Source organism: Klebsiella sp. CSG-1 (assembly GCF_056521145.1).
Genome location: NZ_JBWNLD010000005.1, coordinates 226571 through 244332 on the forward strand (window position 1 = coordinate 226571; position 17762 = coordinate 244332).

Consider the following 17762-nt stretch of genomic DNA (forward strand, 5'->3'; position numbering starts at 1 on the left):
TTTTGTTCAGTTTGCCCGGCAAACCGGATAATGAACTCATCCCACCTGCGCTTTTGCAGGGATGACAAAAAGGGGTGAGTGACAGAGGTCAAAAAACAGGCAAAAAATGAGACGGCGCTAGCATTTTCGCCCCCTGATGACGGCGCGGAAACCGATTTCAGATGACAGCTTTTAGGAATTGGACTATTTCTGTTAGTGCTCTCACTGGGTATTTTTGATACTATTCGCGACTCAATTAACGTTTTTTTGCGTAAAACAAGGTGTTGGAATGATTAAATCCGACCAGGAGACCTAATGATATCGATTCCCATGCGACGATATGGGGCTGCGATACTCATGTTACTTACCTGCATATTTTCAGGTAGTGTGTTGGCAACAACCCACACAGCAACAACGAGTCATAAAGCCTCACAAGTAAAGAAAAGTAGTCAAGTTAAGGTAAGCAGTAAACAAGAGTATTCTCGCAATAGTGTAAAGAGTAGTTCACTTCCTGATTTGCGAAAATACCCTTCCGGAACCCCAAGGAAAAAAGCGTTTCTCCGGACAGTAATGCCTTATATTACTAAACAAAATCAGGTGATTACTGCCGATCGTAACTGGCTTGTTGCCAAGCAATACGATTCGCGCTGGTCACCGACAGAGCGCTCGCGCCTGAAGGATATTACTGCACGCTATAAAGTGAAATGGTCTGGCAACACCCGCCATATTCCATGGAACACGCTGATGGAGCGCGTCGACATCATTCCGAACAGCATGGTGGCGACCATGGCGGCGGCGGAAAGCGGCTGGGGTACGTCCAAACTGGCGCGGATGAACAACAATCTGTTTGGTATGAAATGCGGCGGCGGAAACTGCCGTGGTGCGATGAAAGGCTACTCCCAGTTTGATTCCGTGGAGGAGTCTGTACAGGCTTACGTGACGAACCTGAACACCCATCCGGCATACAAGTCCTTCCGTAAATCCCGCGCGCAGCTGCGTAAAACGGATCAGGAAGTGACGGCCAGCACCATGATTCATAAGCTGAAGGGCTATTCGACGAAAGGGTCGAGCTACAACAACTATCTCTTCGCGATGTATCAGGACAACCAGCGGCTAATTGCTGCCCATATGTAATAGCGAATGCCCGGCGCGTAAGCCCCGGGCATTTTTCTTTTCGATCTCACTGGCTCTACATCATCACTTCACTGTGCCGATCCCGGTACTCCTTCGGCGTCACGTCGTACTCTTTCTTAAATACCGAATAGAAATATTGCAGCGATGGATAGCCGCACATTTGCGAAATTTCATTAATCGACAGCGTGGTGGAGACCAGCAGGCTGCGGGCCTTTTCGAGTTTCTCGCGGTGAATGATGGAGTGAATGGTGTCGCCGACCTCCTCCTTGAAACGCTTCTCGAGGTTAGAGCGGGAGATGCCGACGGCATCCAGCACCTGTTCGACCTTGATGCCCTTGCAGGCGTTATTGCGGATATAGTGCATCGCCTGAATCACCGACGGGTCGGTGAGCGAGCGATAGTCCGTGGAGCGCCGTTCAACGACGCGCATCGGCGGCACCAGCCGGCGCTGCAGCGGCAGCGGCTCTTTATCCAGCAGTCGATGCAGCAGCTTGGCCGCCTGGTAACCCATCTGCCGGGTCCCCTGCGCGACGGAGGAGAGCGCGACGCGTGACAGGTAGCGGGTCAGCTCTTCATTATCAATACCGATGACGCACAGCTTTTCCGGCACCGGGATATGCAGCAGCTCGCAGGCCTGAAGCACGTGACGGGCGCGGGCATCGGTCACGGCGATAATTCCGGTTTGCGGAGGGAGCGTTTGCAGCCAGTCCGCGAGGCGGTTCTGCGCGTGTTGCCAGTTTTCCGGTGCGGTCTCGAGTCCCTGATAAACCACGCCGCGATATTTCTCCTTCGCAACCAGCTGGCAAAACGCGTGTTCGCGCTCGACAGCCCAGCGTTTTCCGCTGGAGGTGGGTAGCCCGTAAAAGGCGAAGCGCTGGACGCCTTTTTCTTTCAGATGCAGGAAGGCGCTTTCGACCAGCGCGGCGTTATCCGTCGCAATATAGTGTACCGGGGGATAGCATTCGGGGCGATGGTAGGAGCCGCCGACGCCGACAATCGGGACCTCGACGTCGGCCAGCAGTCTTTCGATTTCCGGGTCGTCATAATCAGCAATCACGCCGTCGCCCAGCCACTCCCTGATATTCTCAATACGCGCCCGAAAATCCTCTTCAATGAAGATATCCCATTCCTGTTGCGATGCCTGTAAATATTCTCCTACCCCCTCGACCACCTGCCGGTCGTAGGCTTTGTTGGCATTGAATAGCAGCGTAATACGGTGGCGCTTTGCAAACATAGTCTCTTTTCCTGGTCTCTCTTTCTGGCCATACAATACCGGCCAATGCCCGAATAATGACAAGCGTCTTATGCGTAAATCTGGTGGTAGCGCATAGAATTCGGGCATTCTTCCCTTTAGCTGGCTTATGTTCTGCGCTTCGTCGCCGAATCCATCCATACTGCCAGCAGTAAAATGGCGCCTTTGACGATGTACTGCCAGAAGGTGGCGACGTCCATCATGCTCATACCATTATCCAGCGCCGACATGATAAATGCCCCCATGACGGCTCCGGCGACGCTACCTACCCCGCCGGCGAGGCTGGTGCCGCCGATGACGCAGGCGGCGATAGCATCCAGCTCGGCAATGTTACCGGCTGAAGGCGAACCGGCGCCCAGACGCGAGCTGAGGATCAGACCGGCGATGGCCACCATCAGACCATTGATGGCGAAAACGGCCAGCTTGGTGCGTTCAACGCTAATCCCGGACAGGCGTGCCGCTTCCAGATTACCGCCAATGGCATAAATTCGCCGGCCAAAGGCTGTTCGGGTGGCCATAAACATTCCCGCCAGCAGCAGAGCTGCCAGGATGAGAACCGGCGTGGGGACGCCGCGATAATCGTTTAATAGCCAGATGGCGCCGAGCACGATAACCGCAGTAATGCTCTGGCGTGCCACCGTCGAGGTTGGCGCGGGTGTGGTTAATCCCAGGGATTGACGACGCAGGCGACCGCGCCATTGCCAGACAATAAAGGCCACCATGCCGATGACGCCGATGCCGAAACCGAGGCCGTCAGGCAGATAGCTTTGTCCAATTTGCGACATGGCCGGGCTGGTGGGAGAGACGGTGGTGCCGTTGGTAATACCGATCAGAATGCCGCGGAACGCCAGCATCCCGGCGAGGGTGACGATAAACGACGGGACTTTGCGGTAGGCGACCCACCAGCCGTTCCAGGCGCCGAGTACCAGCCCCATCACCAGCGTGACCGCAATGGTCAACGGCAGCGGCCAGCCGAGCCAGACGTCAAAAATCGCCGCCGCGCCGCCGAGCAGCCCCATCATCGAGCCCACGGAAAGATCGATCTCGGCGGAAATAATGACGAAAACCATCCCGACCGCCAGGATGCCGGTAATCGCCGTCTGCCGCAGCAGGTTAGAAATGTTTCGCGCGCTTAAATAGGCTCCTTCGGTAGCCCAGGTGAAGAACAGCATAATCACCACAATCGCGGCGATCATCACGAAAACCTGTAGGTTCAGCCCTTTGAATCCAGACACACCGGCAGGGGCGGGCGGGATGATTTTTATCTCAGACGACGTGTTTTTCGACATGGTGTTCGCTCCTCAACGCGGCTTCCATCACCTGTTCCTGGGTCAGATGATGATTGACTAAATTGGCTTTCAGCTTGCCTTCATGCATCACCAGCACCCGATCGCTTAACCCGAGAACTTCCGGCAGTTCTGATGAGATGACGATGACGGCGATCCCCTGCTGCACCAGCTGATTAATCAATTTGTAGATTTCGTATTTCGCGCCGATATCGATGCCGCGAGTGGGTTCATCGAGAATCAGGATGCGCGGATTCAGCAACAGACAGCGGGCCAGAATCGCTTTCTGCTGATTGCCGCCGCTCAGGCGGCCAATGGCCAGCTCAGGCGATGACGTTTTGATTTTCAGCCGCTGGATGGATTGCTGGATGCAGTGCTGCTCCCCGGCGTCATCCAGGCTGCTTAGCCGGCCGGTAAACTGACTTAACGCCGCCAGAGTGATGTTCTTACCCACCGCCATTACCGGCACGATCCCGTCTTTTTTGCGGTCCTCAGGGACCATGGCAATACCGTGGGCGATAGCCTGCTGGCAGTGGTGGATAGCCACCGGTTGACCGTCAATGAACACTTTCCCTTCCCAGCGCCCCGGCCAGACACCAAACAGGCACTGGACGGCCTCGGTACGCCCGGCGCCGACCAGCCCGGCAATGCCGAGGATTTCACCGCGATGCAATGAAAAAGAGATATCGTTGACCCGCTTAATGTGCCGGTTGACCGGATGCCAGGCGGTTAAATGCTCGACGCGTAGAATTTCATCGCCGCAGTCGTGCGGCTCGTTCGGGTAAAGGGCGGTGAGTTCGCGGCCAACCATCATGGTTATCACATCATCTTCATTCATGCCGCTGGCGTCGCGGGTGCCGATATGCTGGCCGTCGCGAATGACGCAAATGGTGTCAGAGATGGCTTTCACCTCATTCAATTTGTGGGAAATATAAATACAGGCGATACCGTGGGCCTGCAGATCGCGAATGATATCCAGCAGAATGGCCGTTTCTTGCTCGGTTAATGAGGCGGTGGGTTCATCAAGTATTAATAAACGCACCTGCTTATTGAGCGCTTTGGCAATTTCAACCAGCTGTTGCTGCCCAAGGCCGAGATCGCCGACGCGGGTATCGGGTGAAATGGTCAAATTCACCTGCGCCAGCAGCTTCTGGCAGCGCAGAGTCATGGTTTCATAATCAAGGAGACCATAGCGGGAGATTTCCGCACCAAGAAAAATATTCTCCAGAACGCTCAGGTGTTTAACCAGCGCGAGCTCCTGGTGAATAATAGCGATACCCTTGCGTTCGGTGTCGCGAATATGATTGGGCTTAAGCGTTTCACCGGCGAAAATAATCTCACCGTCATAGCTACCGTGCGGATAAATTCCGCACAGGACTTTCATGAGCGTGGATTTACCAGAACCATTTTCGCCGCAAAGTGAGACCACTTCCCCGGCGTTAAGTCGCAGGCTGATATTATCTACCGCCTTCACGGTTCCGAAGGTTTTGGTGATATTTTTCATTTCTAGTAACCAGGACATAGATGCTCCGCATAAGCGATATCCGGCTGGACGAGAATGACGCCCCGGCGAGGGGCGTCAGGAGTTATAATTCGCTCTTTTTGTGGAAACCGTCTTTGATGACCGTCTGTTCAATATTGTCTTTATTCACTTCGATCGGGGTGAGCAGGCGGGACGGGACATCTTTAAGTCCGTTATTCAACGTGGTATCAGCATGCGGCGCTTTATCATTGCCGAGCTCGACGGCAATTTCCGCGGCGGTAGTGGCAAGGGTGGTAATCGGCTTATAGACGGTCATGGTCTGCGTGCCGGAAATAATGCGCTTGACGCCAGCAAGGTCGGCATCCTGGCCGGAAATGGCGACTTTCCCCGCCAGACCCTGCGCGCTTAATGCCTGAATCGCGCCGCCGGCGGTGGCATCGTTAGAAGCGACAACCGCGTCGATTTTGTTATTGTTAGCGGTGAGGGCGTTCTCCATAATTTTTAATGCATTTTCCGGCAGCCAGCCGTCAACCCACTGGTCGCCAACGATCTTAATTTTACCTTCGTCAATATAAGGCTTGAGGACTTTCATTTGTCCGGCACGGAACAGCTTGGCGTTATTATCCACCGGAGAACCCCCCATCAGAAAGTAATTTCCCTGAGGAGTTTTAGCCACCAGACTTTGGGCCTGCATTTCGCCCACTTTTTCATTATCAAAGGAAATATAGAAATCAATATCTGCGTTGTTGATCATGCGATCATAGGCCAGAACTTTAATGCCTTCCTGTTTGGCTTCTTTAATCACATTGCTTAAGACCTGACCGTTGTAGGGAATAATAACCAGAACATCAACGCCGCGGTTTATCATATTTTCAATTTGCGACATTTGTGTTTCTTCATTACCATTGGCGGACTGAACAAATACTTTGGCACCTAATGATTCGGCTTTGTTGACAAATATATCACGGTCTTTCTGCCAGCGCTCAAGGCGGAGATCGTCAATGGCCATACCAATCTTAACTTCTTTCGCCATCCCCGCCATACTGGTCAGCAGGAGCGAAGCACAGAGCGTGAGGCAAAGGTTCTTTATCTTCATAATAATCAGCCTTTTTTGTAAAGTGCAGGATAAGACGAACGGGGTAAAGAAACGGCCTGATACGTAGTAGATTCTTAACAGCTAAAGGAAGACTGGCAATTATCTGTGCTTATTTTGGGATTACGAAATTTAGTTTGTTTTCTGATTTATGACCGCGATCTGGTTTTTAAAAATAAATAAAATAGCTATATCATTGATATGTCATTGAAACGAAGGTGGGGAGGCCGTTAATAATATTCAGTTGTGCGATCTGGCGCACGTTTGTGGATTCTCTCAATCGCGGTGTGAAATAACGTAATTGAGGAAAGCAAAACATGAATTCTATATTGGCTTATGACTTGTTATCTGCCGCATCCCTGAATATGGAGTTCATTATGCAAACCTATTTCGATCAACTCGATCGCGTTCGTTATGAAGGCCCAAAAACCACCAACCCGCTCGCGTTCCGTCACTATAACCCGGACGAGATGGTGCTGGGCAAGCGCATGGAAGAGCATCTGCGGTTTGCCGCCTGCTACTGGCACACCTTCTGCTGGAACGGGGCAGATATGTTTGGCGTGGGCTCCTTCAATCGTCCGTGGCAGCAGCCGGGCGACGTGCTGGAAATGGCGAAACGTAAAGCCGATGTCGCCTTTGAATTTTTCCATAAGCTGAATGTACCGTACTACTGCTTCCATGATGTGGATGTCTCTCCGGAAGGGGCATCGTTGAAGGAGTATCTGGACAATTTTGCCCGGATGGTTGACGTACTGGCGGCGAAGCAAGAACAGAGCGGCGTGAAGCTGCTGTGGGGGACGGCAAACTGCTTTACCAACCCGCGTTACGGCGCAGGGGCGGCGACCAATCCGGATCCGGAGGTTTTCAGCTGGGCGGCGACTCAGGTAGTGACCGCCATGAATGCCACACACAAACTGGGCGGGGAAAACTATGTCCTGTGGGGCGGCCGCGAAGGCTACGAAACCCTGCTCAATACCGATCTGCGTCAGGAGCGTGAGCAAATTGGCCGCTTTATGCAGCTGGTGGTGGAACACAAACATAAAATCGGTTTCCAGGGCACGCTGCTGATTGAGCCAAAACCGCAGGAGCCGACCAAACATCAGTACGATTATGACGCCTCTACCGTCTATGGTTTCCTCAAGCAGTTTGGTCTCGAAAAAGAGATCAAACTGAATATCGAAGCGAACCATGCGACCCTGGCCGGACACTCTTTCCACCATGAGATTGCGACCGCCATTGCGCTGGGTCTGTTCGGCTCCGTGGATGCCAACCGCGGCGACCCGCAGTTGGGCTGGGATACCGATCAGTTCCCGAACAGCGTGGAAGAGAATGCTCTGGTGATGTATGAAATTCTTAAAGCAGGTGGCTTTACCACCGGCGGCCTGAATTTTGATGCCAAAGTTCGTCGTCAGAGCACCGATAAATACGATCTGTTCTATGGTCATATTGGGGCGATGGATACGATGGCGCTGTCGCTGAAAGTGGCGGCCCGTATGATCGAAGAGGGCGAGCTGGATAAGCGGGTCGCGAAACGCTATGCCGGCTGGAATGGCGACCTGGGTCAGCAAATCCTGAAAGGGCAGATGACGCTGACGGAGATTGCACAGTACGCGGCGCAGCATAATCTGGCTCCCCAGCATCAGAGCGGCCATCAGGAGCAGCTGGAAAACCTGGTTAACCATTATCTCTTTGATAAGTAATAAGGCTACCCGGCGCCGCCGGGTATGAGTGAGAGCACGCTTTCTTGCGCCACGGTTAGCCGTGGCGCACTGTTAAGGAGAGACCGTATGTACATCGGGATTGATTTGGGCACCTCGGGCGTCAAGGCCATTTTGCTCAATGAGCAAGGTGAGGTGCTGGCTTCGCACACTGCGCCCCTCACCGTATCGCGCCCACACCCGCTATGGTCCGAGCAAGACCCCGAGCACTGGTGGCAGGCGACGGACCGCGCAATGAAAGCGTTGGCTGAACAGCACGCGCTGCGCGATGTAAAAGCGGTGGGGATCGCCGGGCAGATGCACGGCGCAACGTTGCTGGATAAGCAACAACGCGTGCTGCGCCCGGCTATTTTGTGGAATGACGGCCGCAGCGGCGACGAGTGTGTCCAGCTGGAAAAAGCGGTAAGCCGCTCGCGGCAAATTGCCGGTAACCTGATGATGCCGGGGTTTACGGCGCCAAAATTGCTCTGGGTCCAGCACCATGAGCCTGATATCTTCCGCCAGGTGGATAAGGTGCTGTTACCGAAAGATTATCTCCGCCTGCGCATGACCGGTGAATTTGCCAGCGATATGTCGGACGCCGCCGGGACGATGTGGCTGGATGTGGCCAAACGCGACTGGAGCGATGAGCTGCTCGCCGCTTGCGGCCTGAGCCGCGATAACATGCCGGCGTTATTTGAAGGCTGTGAAGTGACGGGAACGCTGCGTCCCGCTATTGCCCAGGCGTGGAATATGCCGCAGGCGCTGGTGGTCGCTGGCGGCGGCGATAACGCTGCCGGTGCGGTAGGCGTCGGCATGGCGGATGCCGGGCAGGCGATGCTGTCCCTGGGAACCTCCGGGGTCTATTTTGCCGTCAGCAACGGGTTTCTCAGCAAACCGGAAAGCGCTGTACACAGCTTTTGCCACGCCCTGCCGGGACGCTGGCATTTGATGTCGGTGATGTTGAGCGCCGCTTCCTGCCTCGACTGGGCGGCAAAACTGACCGGCATCGGCACGGTTCCTGCGCTGCTGGCGGCGGCGGAATCGGCGCGTGAAAATGCCGATCCCATCTGGTTTTTGCCCTATCTTTCCGGCGAGCGCACGCCGCATAACAACCCTCATGCTAAAGGCGTCTTTTTTGGCCTGACGCATCAGCACGGCCCGGCAGAACTGGCGCGTGCGGTACTGGAAGGGGTGGGTTACGCATTAGCCGATGGGATGGATGTGGTGCATGCCTGCGGCGTGACGCCGGAGAGCATCACTCTGATTGGCGGCGGCGCGCGCAGCGCCTGGTGGCGGCAGATGCTGGCTGATATCAGTGGCCAGCAGCTGGATTACCGTACCGGTGGCGACGTTGGGCCTGCGCTTGGGGCCGCCCGGTTAGCGCAGCTGACGCAGCATAAAGAGGCGGCTTTTTCAGATCTGCTGCCGCAGCTGCCGCTGGAACAGGCCCATCGACCGGATGCCGGGCGTGTTGCTCACTATGCGCCGCGCCGCGAAACGTTCCGCCAGATTTATCAGCAGCTTCTGCCTCTGATGTCGTCATAAACATCCGCCCCGAATGGGGCGGGTTAACTTTTACGCCGCGCTAGCTGACCAGGCGTCGGCTATCCAGGCGCTGCACCAGCGTCGACAGCAGCAGGCTGCCCCCCAACGCTGCGCCGAATATCCAGAAGATATCCAGCAGCGGCCAGCGCGTCAGCTCCAGCCCGCTGGCCCGTAACGCATGAATAATCAGGGCATGAAATCCGTAGATCCCCAGTGAATGGCGCGCAATCAGCGTCAGGGCAGGGACCGGGCGTGTGTTAAGGGTATTCTTCACCAGCGTGAGCAGGGTTATCGCGCAGACAAACACCGCCGGGCCGCAATACAAGTACCAGGTATCGCCGAAGTCGCCGCGCCACTTCAGCTCGTGCAATGTCCCGCGGGAAATAATCCACACTGCGGTAGCGAAAAGCGCGGCGCACAGCAGCGTGAGCCACTTTTTATCGGTATCCATCATGCCGATCGCCCGCCCCAGCACGCCATACAGAACATAGTAAAACGTATCGCCGTTGATATAGAGATTGAGCGGTAGCCATTCGATGCCGCCGGCCTTGACCGACACCATGTTGGGGTTGGCCAGAAGACCAATTACCAGCATCAGAATCAACAGCATCTTGCCGCTGACCTGCTTAACCTGCAGCAACGGCGAGAGCAGGTAAATGACGATAATCGCGAAGAAAAACCACAGATGGTAGAACACCGGCTTTTGCAGCAAATGTTTCAGCGACAGCACCACGTTGATATGGGTGAACAGCGTGATGTAGAGCAGGGACAGGGCGCTGTAAAACACCACGCACAGTACGATCCGCAGAAAATGTCGCGGTTGGGCGCTGCGCTCACCGAAAAACAGATAGCCGGACATCATGAAAAACAGCGGGACGCTGACGCGAGAAGCCGAATTAAGCAGGTTGGCGATATCCCAGCCCAGCAAGCTGATGGAGTGAGGGTGGGTGATATACCAGGTTGTGCTGTGAATCATCACCACCATCAGGCATGCGATGCCGCGCAAACTTGTTATCCAGTTTATTTTTTCCTGCATCGATACCTCAGTTGCTCCTTCTTAAAGAGGGTCTGACTCCTCCTGACCGGCCATATCGCAATGGAAAATTCCGAGTTTATCGCGACGCTCTTGTAGAGATGCGGAGAGATTCGCACAATGCCCCGGTAATTTCACGTAACCTGCACGATAACAATTTGCTAACAAGGCGGTTGAGGAAAATAGTGATGAAATATTTCTTTTCTGGACTGTTATTGCTCCTGCTGGCGGGCTGCAGCCAACAGCCGCCTCAGCCGGTACAGAAAGCGCAACGTGCCCGGATTACGCCGCAAATTACCCTGAACATGGAGCAACTGTGCAAGGATCAGGCGGCAAAACGCTACAGCACGGGGGCCCGTATGGTGGACGTCAGCCACTTCGAGCAGTTCCAGGGGAGCTACGAGCTGTCGGGTCTGACATCGCAGAATGAGCGCTTTATCTGTTCTTTCGATCCAGATGGTCAGTTTTTACATCTTTCTATGCGCTAAATCGGCCCCTGATGCCGCGTGATGGCGTTAATTTCGGCAATTTTATTTAAACAGCGCCGTTTCGTACTGTATATCTCGCAGCCAGCGGGTATACTGATCCCTTCCTTTAAATCCACACGTATCCAGCACGAAATAATATGCAAAAGTTTGATACCAGGACCTTCCAGGGCCTGATCCTGACCTTACAGGATTACTGGGCTCGTCAGGGCTGCACCATTGTTCAACCACTGGACATGGAAGTTGGCGCCGGCACCTCTCATCCAATGACCTGTCTGCGTGCGCTGGGGCCTGAGCCGATGGCGACTGCCTATGTTCAGCCTTCCCGTCGCCCGACTGACGGCCGCTACGGCGAAAACCCGAACCGCTTACAGCACTACTATCAGTTCCAGGTGGTCATTAAGCCATCGCCGGACAACATTCAGGAGCTGTACCTCGGGTCTTTGAAAGAGCTGGGTATGGATCCGACGATTCACGACATCCGCTTCGTGGAAGACAACTGGGAAAACCCGACGCTGGGTGCCTGGGGTCTGGGCTGGGAAGTGTGGCTGAACGGGATGGAAGTGACGCAGTTCACCTACTTCCAGCAGGTCGGCGGTCTGGAGTGTAAGCCGGTGACCGGCGAGATCACCTACGGTCTGGAACGACTGGCGATGTACATTCAGGGCGTTGACAGCGTTTACGACCTGGTCTGGAGCGACGGTCCGCTGGGTAAAACCACCTACGGCGACGTGTTCCATCAGAACGAAGTGGAGCAGTCTACCTATAACTTTGAATACGCAGACGTCGACTTCCTGTTCTCCTGCTTCGAGCAGTATGAGAAAGAAGCGCAGCAGCTGCTGGCGCTGGAAAACCCGCTGCCGCTGCCTGCCTACGAGCGCATTCTGAAAGCCGCCCACAGCTTCAACCTGCTGGACGCGCGTAAAGCCATCTCCGTCACCGAGCGTCAGCGCTACATTCTGCGCATTCGCACCCTGACCAAAGCCGTGGCAGAAGCGTACTACGCTTCCCGTGAAGCCCTGGGCTTCCCGATGTGCAACAAGAATAAATAAGAGGCGGCCATGTCTGAAAAAACTTTCCTGGTGGAAATCGGCACCGAAGAGCTGCCACCAAAAGCCCTGCGCAGCCTGGCGGAATCTTTTGCTGCGAACTTTACCGCGGAGCTGGATAACGCTGGCCTCGCTCACGGCAACGTCGAGTGGTTCGCTGCTCCGCGCCGTCTGGCGCTGAAAGTCGCTAACCTGGCGGCGGCGCAGCCCGATCGCGAAGTTGAAAAACGCGGCCCGGCGGTTTCTGCCGCGTTCGACGCGGAAGGCAAACCGAGCAAAGCGGCCGAAGGCTGGGCGCGCGGCTGCGGCATCACCGTTGACCAGGCCGAGCGCATGGTCACCGACAAAGGCGAATGGCTGCTGTATCGCGCCCATGTCAAAGGCGAAAGCGCAGAAGCGCTGTTGCCGAACATGGTGGCCACGTCCCTGGCAAAACTGCCGATCCCGAAACTGATGCGCTGGGGCGCCTCCGACGTGCAGTTCGTGCGTCCGGTTCACACCGTGACCCTGCTGCTTGGCGATAAAGTCGTCCCGGCAACCATTCTGGGCATTGCCTCCGATCGCGTGATTCGCGGCCATCGCTTTATGGGCGAGCCGGAATTCACCATCGATAACGCCGACCAGTACCCGCAAATTCTGCTGGAGCGCGGCAAAGTTATTGCTGACTACGAGCAGCGTAAAGCCAAAATTAAAGCCGATGCCGAAGAAGCGGCGCGCAAAATTGGCGGCAACGCCGATCTGAGCGAAAGCCTGCTGGAAGAAGTGGCCTCTCTGGTTGAATGGCCGGTAGTGCTGACCGCGAAATTCGAAGAGAAATTCCTCGCGGTGCCGGCAGAAGCGCTGGTTTACACCATGAAAGGCGACCAGAAGTACTTCCCGGTCTACGGCAACGACGGCAAACTGCTGCCGAACTTTATTTTCGTTACCAACATCGAGTCGAAAGATCCGCTGCAGATTATCTCCGGGAACGAAAAAGTGGTGCGCCCGCGTCTGGCGGATGCCGAGTTCTTCTTCAACACCGACCGTAAAAAGCGTCTGGAAGATCATCTGCCGCGTCTGCAAACCGTGCTGTTCCAGCAGCAGCTGGGTACGCTGCGCGACAAGACTGACCGTATTCAGGCGCTGGCGGGCTGGATTGCTGGTCAAATTGGCGCTGACGTTAACCACGCGACGCGTGCGGGCCTGCTTTCCAAGTGTGACCTGATGACCAACATGGTGTTCGAGTTTACCGACACCCAGGGCATCATGGGCATGCACTATGCGCGTCACGATGGTGAAGCCGAAGATGTTGCGGTGGCGCTGAACGAGCAGTATCAGCCGCGCTTTGCCGGTGACGATCTGCCGTCCAACCCGGTGGCCTGTGCCGTAGCGATTGCCGATAAGATGGATACCCTCGCGGGCATCTTCGGCATCGGTCAGCATCCGAAGGGCGATAAAGACCCGTTTGCGCTGCGTCGTGCCGCGCTCGGCGTACTGCGCATCATCGTTGAGAAGAACCTGAACCTGGACCTGCAAACGCTGACCGAAGAAGCGGCGCGTCTGTATGGTGATAAGCTGACTAACGCCAACGTAGTTGATGACGTCATTGACTTCATGCTTGGTCGCTTCCGCGCCTGGTATCAGGATGAAGGCTACACGGTCGACACCATCCAGGCGGTACTGGCACGTCGTCCGACTCGTCCGGCGGATTTCGACGCGCGCATGAAAGCGGTGTCTCACTTCCGCACTCTGGAAGAAGCGGCCGCGCTGGCAGCTGCCAACAAGCGCGTATCTAATATCCTGGCGAAATCCGAAGAGACGTTGAATGATGCCGTTCACGCCTCCGTGCTAAAAGAAGCCGCAGAGATCAAGCTGGCGACCCATCTGGTCGTGCTGCGCGACAAACTGCAGCCGTTCTTCGCCGAAGGCCGTTATCAGGAAGCGCTGATCGAACTGGCTTCCCTGCGCGAACCGGTAGATGAGTTCTTCGAAAACGTGATGGTGAATGCGGAAGATAAAGAAGTCCGTATCAACCGTCTGACGCTGCTGTCGAAATTGCGTGACCTGTTCCTGCAGGTGGCGGATATTTCCCTGCTGCAATAATCGCCTGTTTTGCATAACAAAAAACCTGCCCCAGGGCAGGTTTTTTTATGGCGGTAGGCGACTCTCTCGCCCCCCTGACGCTTTTCGGCGGCCAGATTTACTGCAAATTCCCCGCGGTCAGACTCTCTTTATCAAAAGCGTGGCTGACGTTAATACGGTTCTGATGCACTGAGGTATCCATACTGGAACCGGCTTCTGGTTGCGCGGGACGCTGCTCTGCGGCGATGGCGCCGGATGACAATGAAGCGGCCAGAAACAGGGCAGCGATCACGCTGAGATTTTTCATTTTATCTTCCTTTTCATCGTGTTGTCGTTGTCGCCTGTCTGGTTAACCACCGGCGGCCCGGCAAGAGCAAATTGCGTTATTTGGTCAGTTCGGCGGTCATGTGCACGCGGTTGTTGAACTGGGCGCTGGTAATTTTATAAGAGGCACCTTGTTCTGCGGCCTGGGCGGCAATTTTTGCTTCAGCGCGATCCAGCGTGGAGGCGGTGGCGCTGACGCTCTGTGCGAAAGCACCGAAAGACATCAGAGAAAGGGCAGAAACTGCAACGAAAGTTTTGATGGATTTCATGGTCGTATTCCTTAAGTGTTTTTGTTTGGTATAGAGCGTTGTTGCTCTGATGTGATAAATAATAGGACGATTATCGATCGATTAAAATTGGAACAATTTGCGCATCTCATTCAAAAAAATAGAATGAAAATTAAGCGTGCAAAACGGGGGGATTTCGAGGCCGTTTGACGTTCCTGCTGCGGGAGAGCCGCGCAGCCCGAACGCATTTGCTGAAAAAATAATCTTGAAATGAAGGGGTGAGTATGGCTATCCTGTGCCCCGACGAACCCCTCGTCTCACAGAGAGCACACTGAAAATGGATAAACACACCTGCTGAATTCGGTCCTTGCTGGCGCACTGCGTCTGTAGGGGAAGTATGAATTTCATTCAGGAGTGCTTATGGCCCATTGTGCCCAATCCCCCTCTTTTATTTTGCATCAGGTCACCTGTCAGTTTGCGACGGGAGAAACGCTTTTTGGCCCGTTGAATATCTCGCTGGAAAATTCCCTCTGTGGCCTGGTCGGACGGAATGGCGTCGGGAAAACCCGCCTTCTGCGCCTGCTGGCCGGTATCGATGCGCCTTCTGGTGGCCATATCGAACGGCCTGTTTCTCTGGCCTGTGTTGCTCAGCAGCAGACGATAACCCCGCAGACCACGCTGGCCGCACTGCTGGGCTACGGACCACACTTTGCTGCCTTGCAGCGCCTCGGGCGCGGTGAGGCTCTGGCTGACGATGTCGATTGCCTCGAAGGTTTCTGGGATCTCCCGGATCGCCTGAGCGCAGGTTTCCGCCAGGCCGGTTTAGCGGATTTCGAGCCTGACCGACCCGCATCATCATTGAGCGGCGGGGAGCGGGTGAAGGCTCTGCTGTGCGGCGCCTTTCTCTCCGCGGCCGATTACCTGCTGCTGGATGAGCCAACCAATCACCTCGACAGGCAGGGGCGCGACTGGCTGTATCACCAGCTTGAATGCTGGTCCGGCGGAGCGTTGATAGCCAGCCACGATCGCGCGCTGTTGGCCCGCATGTCGCGCATACTCGAACTGACGCCCGGTGCGTTGCGAAGCTACGGCGGTAACTATGCCGATTACCAACAGCAGCGCGATGCGGAGCAGCAGGCGGCGCGCGCGGCGTTAGACCATGCCGCTACCGAGCGTCGTCGCACGCGTGCGCGGATGCAAAAAGAACACGATGCCAGCCAGAGACGTTCTGCTCAGACGCTGCGCGTGGTGGATACGCTGAATATCGCCTCTTTTGAACGGGTAAAATATAAAGGGGCGGCGAAGGAGCGGCCTGGCGCACTGCATCGCCAGCACCGGGAGCAAAATAGTGCGCTAAATGCCGCGGTGGTTCAGGCCCGTGAGCGGGTGGAGGAGGACGCTGCGGTGATGTTCACTCTGCCGGGAAGCCAGGTTGCCGCTGGCAAACAGGTGTTGGTCCTCGAGGCTTTGCAGCTGGCATTCTCTGCCATGCCGCCACTCGACTGGCGTCTTGACGGGCCGCTGCGCGTGGCGTTGCGTGGCCCCAACGGCTGCGGGAAAACCACGCTGCTGAAAACGTTGATCGGTCTGGAATCGCCGCTATCCGGCGAGTGTCGGGTGTCGGTGCATGCGGCCTGGCTGGATCAGCATCTCACGCAGCTGGACCTGTCGCTGTCGGTCATGGCGCACCTGAATCTTGATGATACCCCGCTGGAGGCGGGGGCATTACGCAGCCGTCTTGCCCGGCTGCAGCTGGGCGCGGATAAAATTAATCTGCCGCTGTCGGCTTTAAGCGGTGGCGAACGGCTTAAAGCCGCGCTGGCCTGCGTGCTGTGGCGGCGTGAAGCGGCGCAGCTCCTGCTGCTGGATGAGCCGACAAACCATCTTGATTTGGCTTCCGTTCGGGCCATTGAGTCGGCTTTAGCCACCTTTCCTGGCGCGATGATTGTCGTCTCTCATGATGAGGATTTTCTGCGCGGACTGCGGCTGACCCACTCTCTGACGTGGCAGGAGAATGGCTGGCATTTCTCAGCGCTTTGAAGACAAAAAACCGCCCTCTGCTGAGCGGCGGTTCTTTATTATCAGATAAAAAAAATCCCCGCCGCGAGGCAGGGATCTTAAATTCTGAGCTTAATTTAAGCTTACAGGCTGGTTACGTTGCCAGCTGCCGGGCCTTTAGCGCCGCTTTCGATGGTGAAGGAAACTTTCTGACCTTCATCCAGAGATTTGTAGCCATCGTTCATGATAGCGGAGAAGTGTACGAATACATCTTTAGAACCGTCATCAGGAGTGATGAAGCCGAAGCCTTTGTCAGCGTTGAACCATTTTACGATACCAGTCATTTTACCGGACATAGCGAAATACCTTTAAATAATAAATGAACCTTTCGGCGATACGGTCTGGACTACAGATTTGAAGCTATAAAGGGAAAGTTCACTACCGGGGTATCTATGATAACCGCTCAAGGACTACTCTATACTAATGCTCTGTGGTCTGTACATCAAACCTGCGAGCATTAACTCATTTTTGCGGTGCGATAGCAAACCTTTTTTCACAGAAATAAAAACGGTCCCGATACAGGACCGTAACCAGACCTGATTCTTATTATAGAACTTTAGTCGATAAGCTGCCTTGAAAGCTGTGGGTTTGCCTGAATCAGGCGCATTAATTTGAGCTCCGTGGATGACGGCTTCACCCGTCTCGACTCCCACTCTTGTACCATCGCCACGCTGACGCCCATGGCATTGGCAAAATCATCAATTTTCAGGCCAGTGCCTTTGCGAAGCTGTTCAAACTCGCTAAATGCGGTCTGCTTACGAGGCTGGGCGATCGTTTGAGAAATATCTTTAAAAACAATTTGTTCCAGGCTGCTAAGCAGTTCAAACACGGGATCTTTATATTCCATAGAGAACTCCTTCTGTCACACAGCAAAAGAGATATTTAGTGAAGCCTATTAAGAATAGTCAGAAAAAACGCAAAGAATAGTCACGGGAGTGATTATGTGCAGACAGCCTATCGTCTTAACGGGTATTCGGCGGTGAAAACGGCAGATAAGGTGATGATTAATCATCAGACGTGTCGCAATGGAAAACTTTTGTAAACGGCGAATAA

16 protein-coding genes are annotated in these 17762 nt (G+C 54.9%); 7 read left to right on the top strand and 9 right to left on the bottom strand.

Annotation, left to right across the window (positions count from 1 at the left end):
- The first annotated feature begins 294 nt into the window (after window positions 1-294).
- The gene (locus AC007G_RS14370) at window positions 295-1113 is read left to right on the top strand and encodes a protein bax (RefSeq protein ID WP_072000061.1); all 819 of its coding nucleotides are present in this window, start codon (window positions 295-297) and stop codon (window positions 1111-1113) included.
- A gap of 55 nt (window positions 1114-1168) precedes the next feature.
- Here the strand turns inward: AC007G_RS14370 and xylR are convergent, their stop codons facing one another.
- From xylR to xylF, 4 genes are all read right to left on the bottom strand, one after another.
- A complete protein-coding gene (gene xylR / locus AC007G_RS14375; RefSeq protein ID WP_004868824.1) occupies window positions 1169-2347 on the bottom strand; it encodes a D-xylose utilization transcriptional activator XylR in 1179 nt (392 codons plus the stop codon).
- A gap of 125 nt (window positions 2348-2472) precedes the next feature.
- Entirely contained in the window at window positions 2473-3654 is a 1182-nt protein-coding gene (gene xylH / locus AC007G_RS14380; RefSeq protein WP_032696988.1) for a xylose ABC transporter permease XylH, read from the bottom strand.
- On the bottom strand, window positions 3632-5173 hold the full coding sequence (locus AC007G_RS14385) for a xylose ABC transporter ATP-binding protein (protein ID WP_032690304.1): 1542 nt from the start codon (window positions 5171-5173) through the stop codon (window positions 3632-3634). Before AC007G_RS14385 ends, xylH begins: the two co-directional genes overlap by 23 nt.
- Window positions 5174-5237: 64 nt before the next feature.
- Window positions 5238-6230 (bottom strand): D-xylose ABC transporter substrate-binding protein, encoded by a 993-nt coding sequence (gene xylF, locus AC007G_RS14390; RefSeq protein ID WP_032696987.1) that lies wholly within the window; start codon window positions 6228-6230, stop codon window positions 5238-5240.
- Window positions 6231-6604: 374 nt separating this feature from the next.
- On the opposite strand from xylF, the gene xylA reads away from it, so the two are divergent.
- Window positions 6605-7927: a xylose isomerase gene (gene xylA, locus AC007G_RS14395; RefSeq protein WP_142630321.1), complete on the top strand. Its 1323-nt coding sequence runs from the start codon at window positions 6605-6607 to the stop codon at window positions 7925-7927.
- Window positions 7928-8014: 87 nt separating this feature from the next.
- Window positions 8015-9472, top strand: coding sequence for a xylulokinase (gene xylB / locus AC007G_RS14400; RefSeq protein WP_180888824.1), 1458 nt, complete (start codon window positions 8015-8017; stop codon window positions 9470-9472).
- 40 nt (window positions 9473-9512) lie between these two features.
- Here the strand turns inward: xylB and AC007G_RS14405 are convergent, their stop codons facing one another.
- On the bottom strand, window positions 9513-10508 hold the full coding sequence (locus AC007G_RS14405) for an acyltransferase (RefSeq protein WP_479466616.1): 996 nt from the start codon (window positions 10506-10508) through the stop codon (window positions 9513-9515).
- Between the two features lie 185 nt (window positions 10509-10693).
- On the opposite strand from AC007G_RS14405, the gene AC007G_RS14410 reads away from it, so the two are divergent.
- The 3 genes from AC007G_RS14410 to glyS all read left to right on the top strand — a co-directional run bounded on the left by AC007G_RS14410 (window position 10694) and on the right by glyS (window position 14121).
- The gene (locus tag AC007G_RS14410) at window positions 10694-10993 is read left to right on the top strand and encodes a YsaB family lipoprotein (RefSeq protein WP_260612538.1); all 300 of its coding nucleotides are present in this window, start codon (window positions 10694-10696) and stop codon (window positions 10991-10993) included.
- Window positions 10994-11130: 137 nt separating this feature from the next.
- Window positions 11131-12042: a glycine--tRNA ligase subunit alpha gene (glyQ, locus tag AC007G_RS14415; RefSeq protein WP_004126458.1), complete on the top strand. Its 912-nt coding sequence runs from the start codon at window positions 11131-11133 to the stop codon at window positions 12040-12042.
- 9 nt (window positions 12043-12051) lie between these two features.
- Window positions 12052-14121 (top strand): glycine--tRNA ligase subunit beta, encoded by a 2070-nt coding sequence (gene glyS / locus AC007G_RS14420; RefSeq protein WP_032696985.1) that lies wholly within the window; start codon window positions 12052-12054, stop codon window positions 14119-14121.
- 97 nt (window positions 14122-14218) lie between these two features.
- On the opposite strand, the gene AC007G_RS14425 is transcribed toward glyS, so the two are convergent.
- Both AC007G_RS14425 and AC007G_RS14430 read right to left on the bottom strand, forming a co-directional pair.
- Entirely contained in the window at window positions 14219-14407 is a 189-nt protein-coding gene (locus tag AC007G_RS14425; protein WP_046853345.1) for a hypothetical protein, read from the bottom strand.
- Between the two features lie 76 nt (window positions 14408-14483).
- A complete protein-coding gene (locus tag AC007G_RS14430) occupies window positions 14484-14693 on the bottom strand; it encodes a YdgH/BhsA/McbA-like domain containing protein (RefSeq protein WP_032690311.1) in 210 nt (69 codons plus the stop codon).
- A 378-nt stretch (window positions 14694-15071) separates the two neighbouring features.
- On the opposite strand from AC007G_RS14430, the gene AC007G_RS14435 reads away from it, so the two are divergent.
- Window positions 15072-16691, top strand: a complete 1620-nt coding sequence (locus AC007G_RS14435) for an ABC-F family ATP-binding cassette domain-containing protein (protein WP_142630270.1) — start codon at window positions 15072-15074, stop codon at window positions 16689-16691.
- Between the two features lie 101 nt (window positions 16692-16792).
- On the opposite strand, the gene cspE is transcribed toward AC007G_RS14435, so the two are convergent.
- Together cspE and AC007G_RS14445 are read right to left on the bottom strand one after the other, a co-directional pair.
- Window positions 16793-17005, bottom strand: coding sequence for a transcription antiterminator/RNA stability regulator CspE (cspE, locus tag AC007G_RS14440; protein WP_004868803.1), 213 nt, complete (start codon window positions 17003-17005; stop codon window positions 16793-16795).
- A gap of 260 nt (window positions 17006-17265) precedes the next feature.
- Entirely contained in the window at window positions 17266-17556 is a 291-nt protein-coding gene (locus tag AC007G_RS14445) for an HTH-type transcriptional regulator (RefSeq protein ID WP_032690313.1), read from the bottom strand.
- Between the last annotated feature and the right edge of the window lie 206 nt (window positions 17557-17762).